Source organism: Geomesophilobacter sediminis (assembly GCF_016458275.1).
Lineage (GTDB): Bacteria > Desulfobacterota > Desulfuromonadia > Geobacterales > Geobacteraceae > Geomesophilobacter > Geomesophilobacter sediminis.
On record NZ_JAEMHM010000001.1, the window covers coordinates 148,690 to 165,881 of the forward strand.

Genomic DNA, 17,192 nt, shown 5'->3' on the forward strand with positions numbered 1-17,192 from the left:
CAAGGACCTATCTGCTCATTGCTCATTGCCTAGTTTCCTCCGGTTCGCAGGGTGAACGAGAATACGCTCCCTTCGCCGGGGTTGCTCTGGACCGATATCGCCCCGCCGTGGGCCTGGATGATGTGCTTCACGATGGAGAGCCCGAGTCCGGTACCCCCCTCCTCCCGGCTGCGCGCCTGGTCGACCCGGTAAAACCGCTCGAAAAGCCGCGCCAGTTCCTTTTCCGGAATCCCGATCCCGGTATCCTGCACCAGGATGCGCACCATCTCCCCCTCCCGCGCGGTGCTGACCTCGACCTTGCCCCCTTCCCGGCTGTACTTCACGGCGTTGTCCAGGAGGTTGATCAGGACCTGCTCGATCCGCCCCCGGTCGGCCAGCACGGCCTCTTTCCCGCCGCGGTACTCCATGGCGATCCCTTTCGCCTCGGCTTTTTGTTCCAATAAGAGGAAGGTCTGCCGTACCGCCGCTTCGACGGTGACCCGCTCCAGGTCGAGCTTGATCACGCCCGATTCCAGTTCGGACAGGGTGAGGAGGTCGCCGATCAGGTTGGTGAGGCGCTGGGCATGGGCGTGAATGATGCCGAGGAAGCGATCCCGCCGCTCCGGGTCCGTATCGAGTGCCCCGGAAAGCAGGGTCTCGGCGTAGCCCTGGATCACGGCAACCGGGGTCCGCAACTCGTGGGAGACGTTTGCCACGAAGTCGCGCCGCACCTTTTCCAGGTTCCTGATGTCGGTGATGTCGTGGAATACTGCCACCACCCCGGCCAGGCGCGCCTGTTCCACCAGGGGCACCCAGTGCACCAGGATGTGCTTGCCGGGGAGGGCAAGTTCCTGGATTTGCTCGTTCCGCGAAGTGGCAACCTCGCGGCAGGCGGCATGGAGGTCGGGATGCCGGCTCACTTCCAAAAGGAGCTTCCCTTCCACCCCGCGCACCCCGAACAGCTCACGGAACGCGGGATTGACGAGAGTCACCGTGCCGTCGGCATCGGTCACCATGACACCTTCACCCATCCCCTTGAAGATGGCGTCCAGCCGGTTCTTCTCCCGGGAGATCCGCTCCACCTGTTCCTCGATCTTGCGGGCCATCTCGTTGAGCACGCGGGCCAGCCCCCCCAGTTCGTCGGAGCTGCGCACCGGTACCCGGGTGGCGAGATTGCCGCGGCCGATCTGGGCGGCCGCCGCTGCGATGGTCCTGAGGTTGCCGGAGATCAGGTTGGAAAAAAGATAGGAAAGGGCCAGGGAGAGCAGGACCGCGACGGCGAAGGCGGCGGCGAGGCTGTGCTTGAGCTTCGTCTTGGCGAGGGCGAGGTCGGAAAGGGGGAGGGCGAGCCGGATCACCCCCTGGTTGGAGAACGGGACCGCCACGTACAGCATGTCCAGGTGCAGGGTTGCCGAGTAGCGGAGCGAACTGCCGCTTCCTCCGGCTGCCGCCTGCCGCACCTCGGGGCGCCCGGCATGGTTTTCCAGGTGGGGGAGCTCCGCGGGTTTCACCTCGGAGTCTCCGGTAACGACGCCGTCCGGCCCGATCACGGTGACCCGGGCCCGGACCGCTTTCGCGACCGCCGCGGTCAGTGCCGGCGCATCCTGGACCGGATCATGGATCTCCTTGGCCGCCATCAGTGCGGCCACCCGGGCCTGATCGAGCAGGTGGTCCCGGATCGAGGCGACCTGGCGCTCCTCCAGGTCCCGCATCAAATAGAAATAGATCCCCGCGCCGAGCAGGAGCACCAGGGCGAGGTACGAAGCCATCAGCTTGAGCCGGAAACTCCCTTTCATCACTGCTCCATCTTGTATCCGAAGCCGCGCACCGTCTTGATCATGTCACCGGCCGCGCCGAGCTTGCTGCGCAAGCGGGTCAGGTGGGTGTCGACGGTTCGGGTGTCGCCGATGTAGTTGTAGCCCCAGACCGTCTGCAGCAGATGCTCGCGGCTTTGCACCCGTCCCGGGCGCTCGGCGAGGTTCATCAGGAGCTTGTATTCGGTGGAGGTGAGCTGCACCTCCTCGCCATCCACGGTTACCAGGTGCTGCTCGGTGTCGATGGTGAGCGGCCCCAGCGCCATCTGGCTCGGTTTCGGGGCCTCGCCGTTGCGCCGCAGGACCGCACGCACCCGCAGCATGAGCTCCCGTACCGAAAAAGGTTTCACCACGTAATCGTCGGCGCCGAGCTCGAAGCCGACCACCCGGTCGATTTCCTCACCCTTGGCGGTCAAGACCACTACCGGCACCGCGGCGGTTTTTTCCGCCCCCTTCAAGATGCGGAGCACCTCGGTCCCCATCATTCCCGGAAGCATCAGGTCGAGCAGGATCAACTGCGGCGGGTTGTTGCGGGCCTCGTTGAGCCCGGCCAGCCCGTCGGCGACCACGACGGGGTGAAATCCTTCCTTCTCCAGGTGAAAGGCGATCAGTTCCGCCAAGTCCTGTTCGTCTTCTATGACCAGTACCGTCTGCATGAAAGAAGAAACCTCCATGAACTGCGGGGTTAGGGGCTCCGCCCCCCCCGGCGGGGGGCAGCCAACGTCGGGAAATCTTAGTGAATTTTGCCGGTTATCCCACCGATCCACACCAGCTGTGGAAAGCGCTGTGGAAAACTTGTTGATGGTTTCCAAAACCGCTTTCAAATTGACCGGATCAACAGATTGCCCAAAAAATAGGCAAGACGAGCCAGCCTGGCTGGGGGTCAAAAATCAACAAATACCGCTAGTTAATGCTAACTGTCAGTTTTTTGGAAGCTTTCTGCGTGTCAAGCCCTTTCACCAGATTTTCGGGGAGAGGAAGAGATTTCCCGGTGCAACGTGGGGTTTTCGCGCAGCTGAGGCGAAGCGCCTTATTATATATGCTTTGCTCCCCTGGCATACAAGTAATTTACGCGTGCCGCGATATCGCGGGCTGATCTTAATCGGGACGGGTTCCCGGCGGTCGGTATCGGCTCGGTGGCCGCTGGACCGCCCTTGACAGTTCCGGTGGCACTGTGCTAGAGATGAGCGCCTTTTTATCTTCGCTCGTCCGGGAGGAGCCGGTGCGCCTGACACCGAAAAACGAACTGGAATATCGCTACCGCACCCTGCAGGTTAGAATGGCGGCCGCCGGAGTCGACGCGGTCATCATGCTGCACAAGGCGGATCTATTTTATTTCACCGGCACGGTGCAGGCCGGTGCCCTCTACGTCCCCGCCTCGGGGGACCCGCTCTACCTGGTGCAGCGCGACTTTTTGCGGGCGCGGATGGAGAGCCCGCTCAAGGAGGTGCTTCCCTGCACCGACCTTCTGGAGCTGCCACGGCTGGTCGCCGATTTCGGTCATCCCTTCCCGGCCAAGGTCGCCCTCGAGCTGGACGTCCTTCCGGTCAACCTTTTCCAGCGGCTGCGCGCCTGGTATCCCGCCGCGACCATCAGCGACGCCTCCCCCCTCATTGCGCCGGTGCGGATGGTGAAATCGCACTACGAGATCCATATCCTTCAGGACGCCGCCCAGCAGGCGGACAAGGTCTACCGCCGCGCCGCCGAGATCCTGCGGGCCGGGGCGAGCGAGGTCGAGGTCGCGGCGGAGTTGGAGCGGCTGGCTCGCGTCGAAGGGCACCAGGGGGTGGTGCGGCTGCGTTCTTTCAACGGTGAATACAATGTGGCCCGGGTCCTGTCCGGCACCGATGCTGCCACCCCTTCGCCCGAACCGTTGGGCCTGGGCGGAATGGGGCTCACGCCGGCCTTCGGGCAGGGGGGGAGCTACCGCAGGATCGACCCCAACGACCCGGTGGTCGTCGACCTCGCTTGCTGCTACGACGGCTACCACGTCGCGCAGACGCGGGTGCTCTCCCTCGGGGAGCCGCCGGAGCTGATGCGGCGCGGCTATGACGCGATGCTGGAGCTGCAGCGGATCCTGCTGGAGCTGGCGGAGGGGGGCGACTGGGGGCTCCTCCACGAAACGGCGCTGCGTGAGGCGCATCGGCTCGGGATGGCGGAAAACTTCCTCGGGATGCCGGGGGCGCGGGCTCCCTGGCTGGGACACGGCACCGGCATCGAGCTCGACGAGCCCCCGTTCCTTGCTTCCGGGTATCCGGCCGGACCGTTGGAGCCGGGAGTGGTCTTTACCCTGGAGCCGCGGGTAGTCTTTCCTGGTGCCGGAGCGGTTGGTATTGGCAATACTTTTTACCTTTCTGGAGAAGGGGTTAAACGACTTACCTTTTCAAATGAGGAAATATTAATTGTGTAAAGGTAAACAAAAACGTCCTACAGCCTAAAACATGATTTTTTTATGTTGAATTTGGTCGAACTCGGTGGTATACATTTGCAAAATTTTGTATACAGTATACTATCTGGGCTGGCGCATAGGAGGGCCTGCTGTCAGACGGTAAAGATCTGGATATTTGCTGATTAACCCCGCCTCATTCACGATGTCTCATCGACAGTGTGTACAAACCCCAACAGCAAAGGAGATCAGGCACATGACGCAGTTAAAAGAAAAGTTGGCTGAGAAGATTCAAGCACACCGCGCCCGTACCACCCGACTCACCAAAGAATTCGCAAACGTCGTGATCGACAAGGTCGACATCGGCCAGTGCATCGGCGGCGCCCGCGACATCCGTAGCCTCGTCACCGATATCTCCTACCTCGATCCGCAGGAAGGGATCCGCTTCCGCGGCAAGACCATTCCCGAGACGTTCGCTGCCCTGCCGAAAGCTGCCGGCTCCGACTATCCGACCGTCGAGTCCTTCTGGTACTTCCTCCTCACCGGCGAAGTCCCGACCCCGGCTCAGGTCGACGCGGTTGTCGCCGAGTTCAAGACCCGCCAGCAGGTGCCTGAGTACGTCTTCACCGCCATCCGCGCCCTTCCGCGTGACAGCCACCCGATGGTGATGCTCTCGGTCGGTATCCTGGCCCTGCAGAAGGACTCCAAGTTCGCTGCCTTCTACAACTCGGGCAAGTTCAACAAGATGGTCGCCTGGGAAACCGTGTATGAGGATGCCTCCGACATCGTCGCCCGTATCCCGGTTATCGCTGCCTTCATCTACAACCTGAAGTATCGCGGCGACAAGCAGAACGCCATCGACCCGAGCCTCGACCTCGGTGCGAACTTCGCTCACATGATCGGCCAGAGCGAGCAGTACAAGGACGTCGCCAGGATGTACTTCATCCTCCACTCCGACCACGAGTCCGGCAACGTCTCCGCCCACACCACCCACCTGGTGCATTCGGCGCTCTCCGATCCGTACTACGCATACTCTGCTGGCCTCAACGGTCTCGCCGGCCCGCTGCACGGCCTGGCCAACCAGGAAGTTCTCGGCTGGATCATGGAGTTCCAGAAGAAGCTCAACGGCGCCGAGCCGACCAAAGAAAACGTCACCGCCGCTCTGTGGGATACCCTCAACGCCGGCCAGGTCGTTCCGGGCTACGGCCACGCCGTTCTCCGTAAGACCGACCCGCGCTACACCGCACAGCGCGAGTTCTGCCTCAAGACCCCGGGCCTCAAAGACGATCCGCTGTTCAAGCTGGTTGCCATGATCTTCGAGACCGCCCCGGGCGTCCTCACCGAGCACGGCAAAACCAAGAACCCCTGGCCGAACGTCGACGCACAGTCCGGCGTCATCCAGTGGTACTACGGCCTCAAGGAGTGGGACTTCTACACCGTCCTGTTCGGTGTTGGCCGCGCCCTGGGCTGCATGGCGAACATCACTTGGGACCGTGGTCTCGGCTACGCGATCGAGCGTCCGAAGTCCGTCACCACCGACATGCTCGAGAAGTGGGCTGCCGAAGGCGGCCGCAAGTTCTAAGCAGCAACCCGTAACAAGCAAGAGGGGGGCGTGGCAACACGCCCCCTTTTTTTATTGTTGTTGGCCGGGGCGCGTTGGTCGGATCGGTCGGATCGGTTTGGCGAGGTAGGTAAGGGAAGGTAAGCCGGGCGCGGCGATCTGCGGCAGCGGATAAAGCAAAACGGCCGGTGGGAAACCGGCCGCTTGCTCAGGAGGGGGGCATCGCTGCCCCTATATAGTATATATACGGCCGTTGGGTCGGGAGAAGAGGCTGCCGCTTCCCTTCCGCCTCAAGTTCCGTTTCGGGGTCACTTCTCCCCGAATACCTCGGCGGTGAACACGTAGATGTCGGCGCCTTCCTTCCAGTCGTCCTTTTTCAGGCCGGCTTTGAGCGAGGTCTGGCTGAGGAAGGTCTCCCGGTCCCAACCGTGCTCGGTGGCGACCTGCGGCAGCAGCACCCCGCGCGCGAAATTCTTCTCCAGGTACACGCCGTGTACCCCGACCTCAACCTCTTCGGGAGAGGATATCTTCGCCAGAGGGGAGAGCACGGAGATTTCCAGGTCGAAACCGCTGGCCAGGTCTTCCTCCTTCATCGGGTAGAAGCGCGGGTCCCGGGTGGCCGCCGAGACCGCCATTTCCTGGACCAACTGGTAGAGCGGCTTTTCCGAACTGAAATTGCCGATGCAGCCCCTGAGGGCCCCGCCGCGCTTGATGGTCACGAAACACCCCATCTTTTCCTGCAGCTGCGGGGCGCTAACCTCGCGTTGTGGCAGGCTTCCGGTGCTGACGCCGATGGTTATCGCCTCGCGGGCAAGTTCAAGGAGAAAGTGTTTGTCTTCGCTGCTGAGCGTCTGGTTCACGGGCCCCCCTCGGTAGACTATGGTGTTGCGGCAGGTGCCGAGTTTAATGCAGCTAACGTTAATATATTTGGGTTCCGTTTACAAGAGGCAATAGGGTAACGTTTTCATGATTACGTTTGGGGCTGCATGTTTATTTCATGAGAAAAACGGGGACATAGGCGACACCCTGTTTTAAGGATGGTGTCGCGGCCGGGGGCAACATTAATAAGAAATTTCCGGACGGAAGGGGGGGAAGGACGGCGGCAGGGGCCTTTTCGGGCCCGTGCCGGGGGCCCCGAAGTGCTGTAGAACGGCGTCTCTGCTGTGTTTGCTCGGGGAGGAGGACGTTACGCTGCAGGTGCGGCGGAACTGCCGAAATCGCTAAATAAAACCGCAACTTCTGCTTAGTATTAGAGGTGCGCCCGGCGCCGGGGCTGGTGGCCCTGCCGTGGCCCCCGGGGAGATACTATTTTTTTGCTGAAAAAGTGTTGACTTTTGCGGGAATGCTAGTATATTCGCGATTTGTTGTGACCAGAAAAAAACCGATGCGCTGTGCGCAGTATGGGTAAATCTAAAAAGAAAAGAGGTGATATCGTCAATGAAAAAACTGATCTCTTTCGCACTTTGCCTCGCTCTGGCTACCGCCTTTGCTGCTGGCTGCAAGAAGAAGGAAGAAGCTCCGGCTCCGGCCGCTGAGCAGGCTGCTCCGGCTCCGGCTCCGGCTCCGGCTCCGGCTCAGGGTCAGGCATCCTCCGCTAAGGGTGGTGCTGCCCCCGCTGCTCCGGCTGCTCCGGCTGCTCCCGCAGAGAAGAAGTAATCAGAAACTGGCAGTGCCTGTTTCACTAAAGCCCACAGAGCGATCTGTGGGCTTTTTTAGTGCTTTTGCCTTGACAGTTTTCCTTACCAAATGGTAATTTGAGCGGTCTTGTGACAATATCATGCTGGAGGAATAACCATGGAAAGAACTTTTGCAATCATAAAGCCCGATGCGGTTGAGAGAAACGTAACCGGCCAGGTCCTGTCGATGATCGAAGAGGCCGGGTTCAAGATCGTCGGGATGAAGAAGATCCAGCTTACCCGCAAGCAGGCGGAAGGCTTCTACTACGTCCACGCCGAGCGCCCCTTCTTCGGCGACCTCTGCACCTTCATGTCCCGCGGTCCGGTCATCGCGCTGGTTCTCGAGAAAGAAGACGCCATCTCCTCCTGGCGTAACCTGATGGGCGCCACCAACCCGGCCAACGCCGCCGAAGGGACCATCCGCAAGAAGCTCGGCGTCAGCATCGAGGAGAACACCGTCCACGGCTCCGACGCTCCGGAAACCGCCGCCTACGAAATCCCCTACTTCTTCAGCGCTCTCGAGCTCGTGTAAGAAGGAATCACCCCCAAAGGTTAATAAGGCAGGAAAGCCCTTCGTCAGGAAGGGCTTTTTTATATGCAACAAACGGAAAAAATCGACATCAAGAATCTGACCCTCGCCGACCTGGAGGGTTTCATCGCCGGGATGGGGAAGGAACGCTTCCGCGCCAAGCAGATTTTCAAGTGGCTCTACCAGTGCGACGCGCGCAGCTTCGACGAGATGACCAACGTCTCCAAGGAGTTCCGCGCCAGGCTCGAGGAGACCGCCTGCATCAGCAACCTGGTGCCCGAGGTCATCGAGGCCTCCGACGACGGGACCAAGAAGTACCTCTTCCGGCTTGCCGACGGCAATGCGGTGGAGTCGGTGCTGATCCCGGACGAGGGGCGCAACACCCTGTGCATCTCCAGCCAGGTCGGCTGCGCCATGGGGTGTGCCTTTTGCCTTACCGGCACCTTCGGGCTCACCCGCGACCTCACCCCCGCCGAGATCGTGAACCAGGTCTGCGCGGTGCAGCGGGACGAACCGGTGCGCAACATCGTCTTCATGGGGATGGGGGAGCCTCTGGCGAACCTCAAGGCGGTGGTCCCGGCGGTGAAGATCCTCACCGACCCGGACGGCTTCCAGTTCTCCAACCGCAAGGTCACCGTTTCCACCTCGGGACTGGTGCCGGAGATGGCGGAACTGGGCCGCGCCACCGTGGTGAACCTGGCGGTCTCCTTCAACGCGACCACCGACGAGGTGCGCCAGAAGATCATGCCGGTGAACCGGGCCTATCCCCTGAAGGAGCTGGTCCAGGCCTGCCGCAATTTCCCCCTTCCGTCGAGGCGCTGGATCACCGTCGAGTACGTGATGATCCGGGACCTGAACGACACGCTGGAGGACGCCAAGCGCCTGGTGCGCATGACCAGCCTCTTCCCCTCCAAGGTGAACCTGATCCCGTTCAACGAGCACGAGGGGTGTGAATTCAAGGCGCCGACCCAGGAGTCGATCGACCGTTTTCACAAGTTTTTGCTCGACAAGCACGTAACCGTCATCACCCGCTCCAGCCGGGGCGGGGATATCTCCGCCGCCTGCGGCCAGCTCAAGGGAAAACTCGACGAGCAGCAGCGCCGGGAGTCGGCGCAGGGCTAGGGCCAGGGCGGCTCCAAAAATAACGATTTCGGAGGTTGTTGGTATGGCTCAAGATGTTATCGGCGTCATCGGCGGGAGCGGACTCTACGAGATGGAGGGGATGACCGGGATCGAGCAGGTCACCGTGGACACCCCCTTCGGCAGGCCCTCCGACGACTACATCACCGGCACCCTCGACGGCGTCCCCGTCGTGTTTCTCCCCCGCCACGGCAAGGGGCACCGCCTCACCCCGAGCGAGGTCAACTACCGGGCCAACATCTACGGGATGAAAAAGCTCGGCGTCACCCGGATCATCTCGGTCTCCGCGGTGGGGAGCCTGCGCGAGGAGATCGTCCCGGGGCACATCGTGGTTCCGGACCAGTTCATCGACCGCACCAAGGGGATCCGCAAGGACACCTTCTTCGGCAACGGGATTGTCGGCCACGTGCAGTTCGCCGACCCGGTATGCCGCGAGCTCTCCGACCACCTTTTCGCCGCCGCCACCGCCCAGGGGGCGACCGTGCACCGCGGCGGGACCTACGTCTGCATGGAGGGCCCCGCCTTCTCCACCCGCGCCGAATCCCACCTCTACCGCTCCTTCGGCGCCTCCGTCATCGGCATGACCAACCTGACCGAGGCGAAACTCGCCCGGGAGGCGGAAATCTGCTACGGGGTCATCGCCCTTTCCACCGACTACGACTGCTGGCACGAAGGGCACGACGAGGTCTCGGTGGAGTCGGTGATCGCCATCATCAAGTCCAACGTCGCCATGGCCAAGGGGATCATCCGCGCCGCCGTGCAAAGGATCGGCGGGGAGCGGACCTGTCCCTGCGCCTCGGCCCTGCAGTATGCCGTGATCAGCGATACCGGCGTCATTCCGGTGGAAACCCGGGAGGGGCTGGAGCTCATCCTCGGCAAATACCTGTAACTTCCTTTTTCGCCCCTGTATCTATATAAATTCAATTCTCCTGGAGGTACCCCATGAGCATTCTCGTCGTCGGATCCGTCGCGCTCGACTCGGTCGAAACCCCCTTCGGTCAGAGAGACCGCGTGCTGGGCGGATCGGCCACCTACTTCTCCACTTCGGCGAGCTTTTTTACCGACGTCAACCTGGTTGCCGTCGTGGGCGAGGACTTCCCCGAGGAGCACACCCAGTTTTTAAAGTCGCGCAACATCGACCTGACCGGGCTCTCCCGGGTCGCCGGTGAGACCTTCCACTGGAAGGGGCGCTACGGCTTCGACCTCAACGAGGCGCAGACCCTGGAGACCCATCTCAACGTCTTCGAGAGCTTCAAGCCGGTGATCCCGGCCCAGTACGCCGACGCGGAGTACCTCATCCTCGCCAACATCGACCCGGAGCTCCAGATGGAGGTCCTGAACCAGGTGAAAAACCCCAAGGTGGTCGCCTGCGACACGATGAACTTCTGGATCTCCTCCAAGCCCGACGCGCTGCGCAAGGTGATCGCCAAGGCGGACTTCTTCATCATCAACGAAGGCGAGGCGCGCCAGCTTTCCGGCGAGGCGAACCTGGTCAAGGCCGCCCGCGCCATCCTCGCCATGGGGGTGAAGAACCTGATCGTGAAGCGGGGCGAGTACGGCGTGCTCCTCTTTTCCGGCCACTCCGTTTTCGCTGCCCCTGCCTACCCTCTGGAAGAGGTGTTCGACCCGACCGGCGCCGGGGACACCTTCGCCGGCGGTTTCATGGGCTACCTCGCCAACACCGGCGACCTCTCCGAGGACGGCGTGCGCCAGGCGATCATCTTCGGTTCGGTGATGGCCTCCTTCAACGTCGAGGCCTTCAGCCTGGACCGCCTCAAGACCCTCTCGTATCAGGAAATCGAGGCCCGCTACCGCGCCTTCAAGCGGATGACCCACTTCGAAGGGCTCGGGGAAGTCTGATCCGGCTCGGAAGTCGCGGGGTGTGAACTCCCATCCCCGCGGCTTCATTGACAATGCAACCTTAATCTGCTAATTTTCATCCAGTCTTTTTTTCCACACATAGGTGAGGGTTATGGCCCGTCGGCTACCGTATCTGCTCCTCGCTGTGACCATCCTCTGTTCGTCGTGCGCCACCAGTCGCGCCACGGCCAACAAGGCCGCCTATCATTTCCAGATGGGGCAGTCCCTTTACGCGGAGAACAACATCACCGGCGCCCTGGCGGAATTCGCCGAGGCCGAAAAGCTCACCCCGCGCGACCCGGAACTCCTCAATTACCTGGGGCTTTCCTACTACCGCAAGGGGCGCTTCGACCTCGCCGTGGAAAAGTACCGGGCGGCGCTGGAGATAAAGCCGACCTATTCCGAGGTCCGCAACAACCTCGGGGTGGACTACCTCGATATGAAGCGCTGGGACGACGCGATCCGCGAGTTCCAGAAGGTGCTTGACGACATCTTCTTCACCGGTCAGGAGGACGTCCAGATCAACCTGGGGCTTGCCTACCTGGGCAAGGGAGAGTTCGATCAGGCGCTCACCGTGCTGCGCCCCGTGGTCGCCAAGAACCCGGGGAACCCGCGGGGGCGGCTCTCCCTGGGAAGGGTCTACTTCGCGATGGAGAAGACCGAACTTGCGGCAGCGGAGTTCCAGAAGGCGCTGGAGTCCAATCCCTCCTACGCCAACGCGTACTACAACCTCGCCCTGGCCCGGGTGAAGCTCAAGGATTCGGCGGGGGCCCGCGCCGCCTTCAAGGAAGTAATCCGGCTCGCACCCGATTCCGAGATCGGGCAGCTCTCCAGAGAGTACCTGGACGCATTAAAGTGAGGGAATCGTGTCTGACGAAGAGGTGGTAAGCGGCGCAGCTATCGGGCCACTGCTGAAAAACGCTCGGGAAGCCAAGGGTGTGCAGCTCGAAGAGGCGTCCCGCGTCACCAAAATCGGTAAGAATTACCTTTCCGCCATCGAGGAGGGGGCCTTCGAGAAACTCCCCAACCCGGCCTACCTCAAGGGATTTCTTCGCCTTTACGCCACCTACCTGGGACTTTCCGGCGACGACATCATCGCCCGTTACCAACAGACTCTGACCACCACCCCCATTGCCGCTCCTGCCGCGCCTCCTCAGCCGGAGCCGCACGATGCCTCCGCCATGGGGGTGGAGCGGGTGACGTTCCGCGGCCACCGCCGCTGGGGCATTCCACTGCTCCTTTTGGGGCTGGTGATCGTGGCGGCGCTCTTTTTTTCCGAAAGCGAGGAAAAACGCGAAAAGCCGGCGTCGGCTCCTCCCCCGGCCCCCGCGCCGGCGGCAGTTCCGGCCCCGAAGCCGGTGCAGCCCCCGATGAGCTCGGCGGCCCGCCCGGCGCAGCCGCAAGCGGCGCTGCCGGTTCCGGCGCAACCGGGACAGCCGGTACCGCCCCCCGGTGCCGCTCCGGCTCCCCAGGCGGCACCCCCGACGGCCGCCCCGGTCGCTTCGGCGCCCCCGGCCACCCCGGCATCCAAGGAAGGGCGCAAGGGGGTGATCCTCAAGCTCCGCTTCACCCAGGACACCTGGATGAGCATCACCATTGACGGCGCCATCTCGCAGCGCTACGACCTCAAGGCCGGCGACATCATCGAGTGGAAGGGGGCCCACGGCTTCACCCTTGATCTCGGGGATGGCGGCGCGGCCGAGGGCGAATTCAACGGAAGGCCCCTCAAGGCCCTCGGGGAGCGGGGCAAGCCGGCCCACGTCGAACTGAAGGCGGATTAGCCGGGAAGGCTGCGTCCGGCCCAGCGGGAAGGCAATCCTAGGGCGCTATCATGATCTCCTCCTCAGGGGGGGCGGGCCCGGATCTGTTTCGGAGTTCCGGCGCACCTCCCCAACGTCGCGAAAGTTCGGGAAAAATGGCGCCCCCGGGGGATGCAGGAAGCAGCTTGACAGGATTCGTTCTCGTGCTAGAATCGACGAGTCTTTTTCATCTCAGCGCGGAGTAGGATTTTGCCCACACAGCCCAAGAGAATACTGGTAGTTGACGACGAGGAAAACGCGCGTATCGGTCTCTCGCGGCTGCTCGCCAAAGAGGGATTTCAGGTCGACTGCGTGGCGAACGGGTTCGAGGCATTGAACTACCTCCGGGAACAGGAAGTGAACCTCATCGTGACCGACATCAACATGCCGGAGATGAACGGGATCGCCTTCCTGAAGGAGCTCAACCGGAGCTACCCGCAAAGCAACGTGATCATGATCACCGCCTACGGCGGGGTGGAGTCCTACATCGAGGCGATGAACCTCGGCGCCTTCGAGTACATCAACAAGCCGGTCAAGATCGACGAGCTCAAGTCGATCCTCAAGAAGATCTTCAAGGAAGATTCGCCCAAGCGGTCTGGAGTGGGAGGGGGAACCGATGCCGAACTTCGCAAGGATACTGTTTGCTACTGACTTCTCGGAAAGTTCCGAGCACGCCTTTTCCTACGCCCTTTCCCTCGCGCGCCAGTTTGAAAGCCACCTGACCATCCTCCACGTCATCAACGAGCCGGTCGACCTGCGCGGCTTCTACGTTCCCCACGTATCCTTCGAGAACCTGGAGAAGGAGATCCACGAGGGTGCGGAAAAGATGCTGACCAAATTCTGCGCCACCCACCTCGGCGACTTCAAAAACTACGAGACCCTGATCGTCACCGGTATCCCCTACGAGGAGATCCTCAAGCGGGCGGAGCTGGAAAAAGCCTCTCTCATCGTCCTGGGGACCCAGGGGAGAAGCGGCATCGACCATCTTCTTTTCGGCTCCACCGCCGAGCGCGTTGTGCGGAAAGCGGCCTGCCCGGTCGTTACCGTTCGCCTCCCCTGATCCGGGGAGCAGTCCTGGTTTACCGGGGGCAGCGCAGGCTGCCCCTTTTTTAATGCCACGCGAGGCAAAGCACGCAATGACCACCAGCAGCAGCACCGAAAAACCGAACCGCGGCCGCATCCTCATCGTCGACGACGAGAGGATCATCCTCGATCTGACCGGCATCATCCTGAAAAACCGGGGCTACCAGGTCATCACCGCCCAAAGTGCCGCCGATGGTCTGAAGCTGATCGCGACCGAGCATCCGGAACTGGTCCTGCTCGACTACATGATGCCGAACATGGACGGCCTGACCGCGCTCAAGGAGATCAAGCGGCACCATCCGGACACCTACGTCATCATGTTCACCGGCAAGGGGAGCGAGGAGATCGCCGTCGAGCTGATGAAGGCCGGCGCCTCCGACTACATCCTCAAGCCGTTCAACAACCAGGACCTCGTCGAAAGGATCGAGAGCGTCCTCAAGCTGCGCGCGGTCGAGATGCAAAACCGTGCCCTTTTGAGCGAACGGGAGCGGCTTTTGGCGGAGATCGCGGACTGGAACCGCGAGCTGGAGGCGAGGGTCCACGAAAAGAGCGAGGCGCTCAAGAGGGCCCAGGCCGAGATCGTGCAGTCGGAAAAACTCGCCACCCTCGGTTACCTCTCGGCCGGAATGGCGCACGAGATCCGCAACCCGCTCAACTCGATCGCCCTTTTCGTCCAGCTCATCAAGTCCGGCCTCGACGAGGCGGAGCGCCAGGAGTACGTGGACAAGATCCTCAAGGAGGTGGACCGGATCGACGCCATCGTGCGCAAGCTCCTCGACGCCTCCAAGCGTCCCCACTTCGAGATCAGCGAGGTCCGGGTGGACCGGGTGCTCGAAGAGACCCTGGAGGCCTTCACCCCGCAGTTCCGCCAGAAGCGGATCCAGGTGGTGCAGGAAGTGAAGAGCATTCCTCCTGCGATCAAGGCCGACCCGATGGAGATCGAGCAGATCTTCACCAACCTTTTCCTGAATTCCATCCACGTGATGCCCGAGGAAGGCGTGCTCCGGGTGCAGCTCGACCAGGAAGACGGCTACATCCACGTCCGGGTCTCCGACAACGGCCCCGGCATCCCGCCGGAGAACCTCCCCAACATATTCGATCCCTTTTTCACCACCAACAGCCGGGGAACCGGCCTCGGCCTTTCCGTCGTACTGAGGATTGTGAAGACGTACAAGGGGAAGATCGAGGTGGAGAAAAGCGACGGGACCGGCACCACCTTCTCGGTCCGGCTCCCGCTGGCGGCCTGACCCGGCGGCGCTTTCCCCTTTCCATTTGCGGCGCATTTTTGCTATGATGCCCCATCCCACGACCCCCCGAGGTGGCCATGGCAGGGGAAAAAATTCTTTTGATCGACGATAACCGGTTCTTTCTGCAGATCCTGCAGGATGCCTTCAGTCAATCGGGCTTCGTCGTCGTCACCGCAAATGACGGCGCCAGCGCGGTCCAGGCCTTCCAGGAGCACCAGCCGGATGCGGTCATTTCCGACCTGGTCATGCCGGGGAAGGGTGGGGTGAGCACCTGCCTGGAGATCTCCAGCCTGGCCGGCGACCGGGACCCGGTCCTGGTCCTTTTGACCTCCATGTTCAAAGGGGCCCCCCACGAACACGAAAGCGCCGAAATGGGCGCCAAGATCCACATCCCGAAATCAACCCCGCCGCTCGACATCGTCATCATCGTCGAACAGCTTCTGGAGCGGAAGCGCTACCGCATCCCCTAACGTTCATGCCTTATCTGCTACGCAATCTCACCCTCGATCCCGGCCAGGACGAAGCCCAGCTTCCTCAACTGGCGGCGCGGAAGTTGGGGGTAGCTCCCACTGATATCGTCTCCTTCCGGCTGGTCCGCAAGGGGGTCGACGCCCGCAAGAAGGGGCGGATCAAGCTGGTCTACACCGTCGAGTTCTCCCTGAAGGGGGGGCGCAAGCCGGCGCTTGGCGGCGATCTTGAAGAGGTCCGCCCGACCGAGCCGCGCCGTTTCCCGAAGGTCAGCGGGAAGGGGCCGATCGCCATCGTCGGGATGGGGCCGGCGGGCCTTTTCGCCGCGCTGCGCCTGGCGCAATACGGACTGAGCGCCCTGATCCTGGAGCGGGGACGCCCGGTCGAGGAGCGAAACCGCGACGTGGCCCGCTTCTGGCGCGAAGGGGTGCTCGCCCCGGAGAGCAACGTCCAGTTCGGCGAGGGAGGAGCCGGGACCTTTTCCGACGGCAAGCTCACCTGCCGGGTCAAGGACCCCAATACCGGCTACGTCCTCGAACAGCTGGTCCGTTTCGGTGCGCCCCCCGAGATCCTCTATGCCGCCAAGCCGCACATCGGGACCGACCGGCTCCGCCTGGTGGTGCGCAACATCCGCGCGGCGCTCCTCGACGCCGGGTTCGAGATCCGTTTCGACGCGAAGCTCACCGGCATCCAGGGGGAGGGTAAGCTCCGCGGCGTCGTCGTGAACGAGCGCGACGAGCACCCCTGCCGGGCGCTGGTCCTGGCGCCGGGGCATTCCGCCCGCGACACCTATGCCATGCTGGCCGCCTCCGGGGTCGCCGTGGAGGCGAAGCCGTTTGCCGTGGGGCTTAGGGTGGAGCATCCGCAGGCGCTCATCGACGAGATCCAGTACGGGCGGGGCTCGCACCAGGGGCTTCCTCCGGCCGAGTACCAGCTCGCCTACAACAACACCGAAACCGGGCGCTCCGCCTACTCCTTTTGCATGTGCCCCGGCGGGATCGTCGTCGCCGCCGCCTCCGAAGCAGGGGGCGTCGTGGTGAACGGGATGAGCGGCTACCGGCGCAATTCACCCTTTGCCAACAGCGCGGTGGTGGTGAACGTCGGGCCGGCCGACTTCCCCGATCCTTCGCCGCTGGCGGGGGTGGAGTTTCAGCGGCTCCTGGAGCGAAACGCGTTTGGCGCCGGTGGGGGCGGTTACCTCGCTCCGGCGCAGGATGTCCTCTCCTTCCTCGGGAGCGGGCGGGGCAAGCTCTCCTCGACCTACCGCCCCGGCATCGTGGAAAGCGAGCTGGCCCAGCTCTTTCCCGCCGCGGTTTCTCAGACTTTGAAGGAGGGACTGCTCTTCTTCGACCGGAAGATGCGCGGGTTCGTCAGCGCCGAGGCCACCCTCACCGGGGTGGAGACGCGCACCTCGGCGCCGGTTCGCATCCTGCGCGGCGCCGACCTGCAGTCGGTCACCCTGGCCGGCCTCTACCCGAGCGGCGAGGGCGCGGGCTACGCCGGAGGGATCATGAGCGCCGCCCTGGACGGAATTCGGGTTGCCGATGCCATCGCTGAGGCGATGGACCATTGACACGCTGGACGTGCGTCGCTCTTAAATAGTGCGTCCTTCCCTTCTAGGGGGAGGACGGGAGGGGGATGGGGGGCGGC

17 protein-coding genes are annotated in these 17,192 nt (G+C 62.6%); 14 read left to right on the forward strand and 3 right to left on the reverse strand.

Annotated features, from left to right (window positions below):
* Nucleotides 1–29: 29 nt before the first annotated feature.
* On the reverse strand, nt 30–1,775 hold the full coding sequence (gene pnpS / locus JFN93_RS00635) for a two-component system histidine kinase PnpS (protein ID WP_199382044.1): 1,746 nt from the start codon (nt 1,773–1,775) through the stop codon (nt 30–32).
* On the reverse strand, nt 1,775–2,449 hold the full coding sequence (locus JFN93_RS00640; RefSeq protein ID WP_199382045.1) for a winged helix-turn-helix domain-containing protein: 675 nt from the start codon (nt 2,447–2,449) through the stop codon (nt 1,775–1,777). Before JFN93_RS00640 ends, pnpS begins: the two co-directional genes overlap by 1 nt.
* A gap of 527 nt (nt 2,450–2,976) precedes the next feature.
* On the opposite strand from JFN93_RS00640, the gene JFN93_RS00645 reads away from it, so the two are divergent.
* Nucleotides 2,977–4,203: a M24 family metallopeptidase gene (locus JFN93_RS00645; RefSeq protein ID WP_215907647.1), complete on the forward strand. Its 1,227-nt coding sequence runs from the start codon at nt 2,977–2,979 to the stop codon at nt 4,201–4,203.
* Nucleotides 4,204–4,435: 232 nt separating this feature from the next.
* Nucleotides 4,436–5,761 carry a citrate (Si)-synthase gene (locus JFN93_RS00650; RefSeq protein ID WP_199382046.1) on the forward strand — a complete coding sequence of 442 codons (1,326 nt, stop codon included), beginning with the start codon at nt 4,436–4,438 and terminating at the stop codon, nt 5,759–5,761.
* Nucleotides 5,762–6,048: 287 nt separating this feature from the next.
* Here JFN93_RS00650 and amrA read toward each other — a convergent pair whose 3' ends face one another.
* A complete protein-coding gene (gene amrA / locus JFN93_RS00655) occupies nt 6,049–6,600 on the reverse strand; it encodes an AmmeMemoRadiSam system protein A (RefSeq protein ID WP_199382047.1) in 552 nt (183 codons plus the stop codon).
* A 577-nt stretch (nt 6,601–7,177) separates the two neighbouring features.
* Here amrA and JFN93_RS00660 point away from each other — a divergent pair.
* From JFN93_RS00660 to JFN93_RS00715, 12 genes are all read left to right on the forward strand, one after another.
* Nucleotides 7,178–7,396: a hypothetical protein gene (locus tag JFN93_RS00660; RefSeq protein WP_199382048.1), complete on the forward strand. Its 219-nt coding sequence runs from the start codon at nt 7,178–7,180 to the stop codon at nt 7,394–7,396.
* A 138-nt stretch (nt 7,397–7,534) separates the two neighbouring features.
* The gene (gene ndk, locus JFN93_RS00665) at nt 7,535–7,948 is read left to right on the forward strand and encodes a nucleoside-diphosphate kinase (protein WP_199382049.1); all 414 of its coding nucleotides are present in this window, start codon (nt 7,535–7,537) and stop codon (nt 7,946–7,948) included.
* A gap of 63 nt (nt 7,949–8,011) precedes the next feature.
* Nucleotides 8,012–9,067, forward strand: coding sequence for a 23S rRNA (adenine(2503)-C(2))-methyltransferase RlmN (gene rlmN / locus JFN93_RS00670; RefSeq protein ID WP_199382050.1), 1,056 nt, complete (start codon nt 8,012–8,014; stop codon nt 9,065–9,067).
* A 43-nt stretch (nt 9,068–9,110) separates the two neighbouring features.
* Nucleotides 9,111–9,974 carry an S-methyl-5'-thioadenosine phosphorylase gene (gene mtnP / locus JFN93_RS00675; protein ID WP_199382051.1) on the forward strand — a complete coding sequence of 288 codons (864 nt, stop codon included), beginning with the start codon at nt 9,111–9,113 and terminating at the stop codon, nt 9,972–9,974.
* Between the two features lie 53 nt (nt 9,975–10,027).
* Nucleotides 10,028–10,945 (forward strand): PfkB family carbohydrate kinase, encoded by a 918-nt coding sequence (locus JFN93_RS00680; protein WP_199382052.1) that lies wholly within the window; start codon nt 10,028–10,030, stop codon nt 10,943–10,945.
* A 112-nt stretch (nt 10,946–11,057) separates the two neighbouring features.
* Entirely contained in the window at nt 11,058–11,804 is a 747-nt protein-coding gene (locus tag JFN93_RS00685) for a tetratricopeptide repeat protein (protein ID WP_199382053.1), read from the forward strand.
* A 7-nt stretch (nt 11,805–11,811) separates the two neighbouring features.
* A complete protein-coding gene (locus tag JFN93_RS00690) occupies nt 11,812–12,726 on the forward strand; it encodes a helix-turn-helix domain-containing protein (RefSeq protein WP_199382054.1) in 915 nt (304 codons plus the stop codon).
* A gap of 228 nt (nt 12,727–12,954) precedes the next feature.
* Complete coding sequence (locus JFN93_RS00695; RefSeq protein ID WP_236021463.1) at nt 12,955–13,395, forward strand: response regulator; 441 nt, start codon at nt 12,955–12,957, stop codon at nt 13,393–13,395.
* A complete protein-coding gene (locus JFN93_RS00700; protein WP_199382055.1) occupies nt 13,361–13,804 on the forward strand; it encodes a universal stress protein in 444 nt (147 codons plus the stop codon). Before JFN93_RS00695 ends, JFN93_RS00700 begins: the two co-directional genes overlap by 35 nt.
* 76 nt (nt 13,805–13,880) lie before the next feature.
* Entirely contained in the window at nt 13,881–15,074 is a 1,194-nt protein-coding gene (locus JFN93_RS00705) for a response regulator (RefSeq protein WP_199382056.1), read from the forward strand.
* Nucleotides 15,075–15,151: 77 nt separating this feature from the next.
* The gene (locus JFN93_RS00710) at nt 15,152–15,544 is read left to right on the forward strand and encodes a response regulator (RefSeq protein ID WP_199382057.1); all 393 of its coding nucleotides are present in this window, start codon (nt 15,152–15,154) and stop codon (nt 15,542–15,544) included.
* A gap of 5 nt (nt 15,545–15,549) precedes the next feature.
* Nucleotides 15,550–17,115: an NAD(P)/FAD-dependent oxidoreductase gene (locus JFN93_RS00715; RefSeq protein WP_199382058.1), complete on the forward strand. Its 1,566-nt coding sequence runs from the start codon at nt 15,550–15,552 to the stop codon at nt 17,113–17,115.
* Nucleotides 17,116–17,192 lie beyond the last annotated feature (77 nt).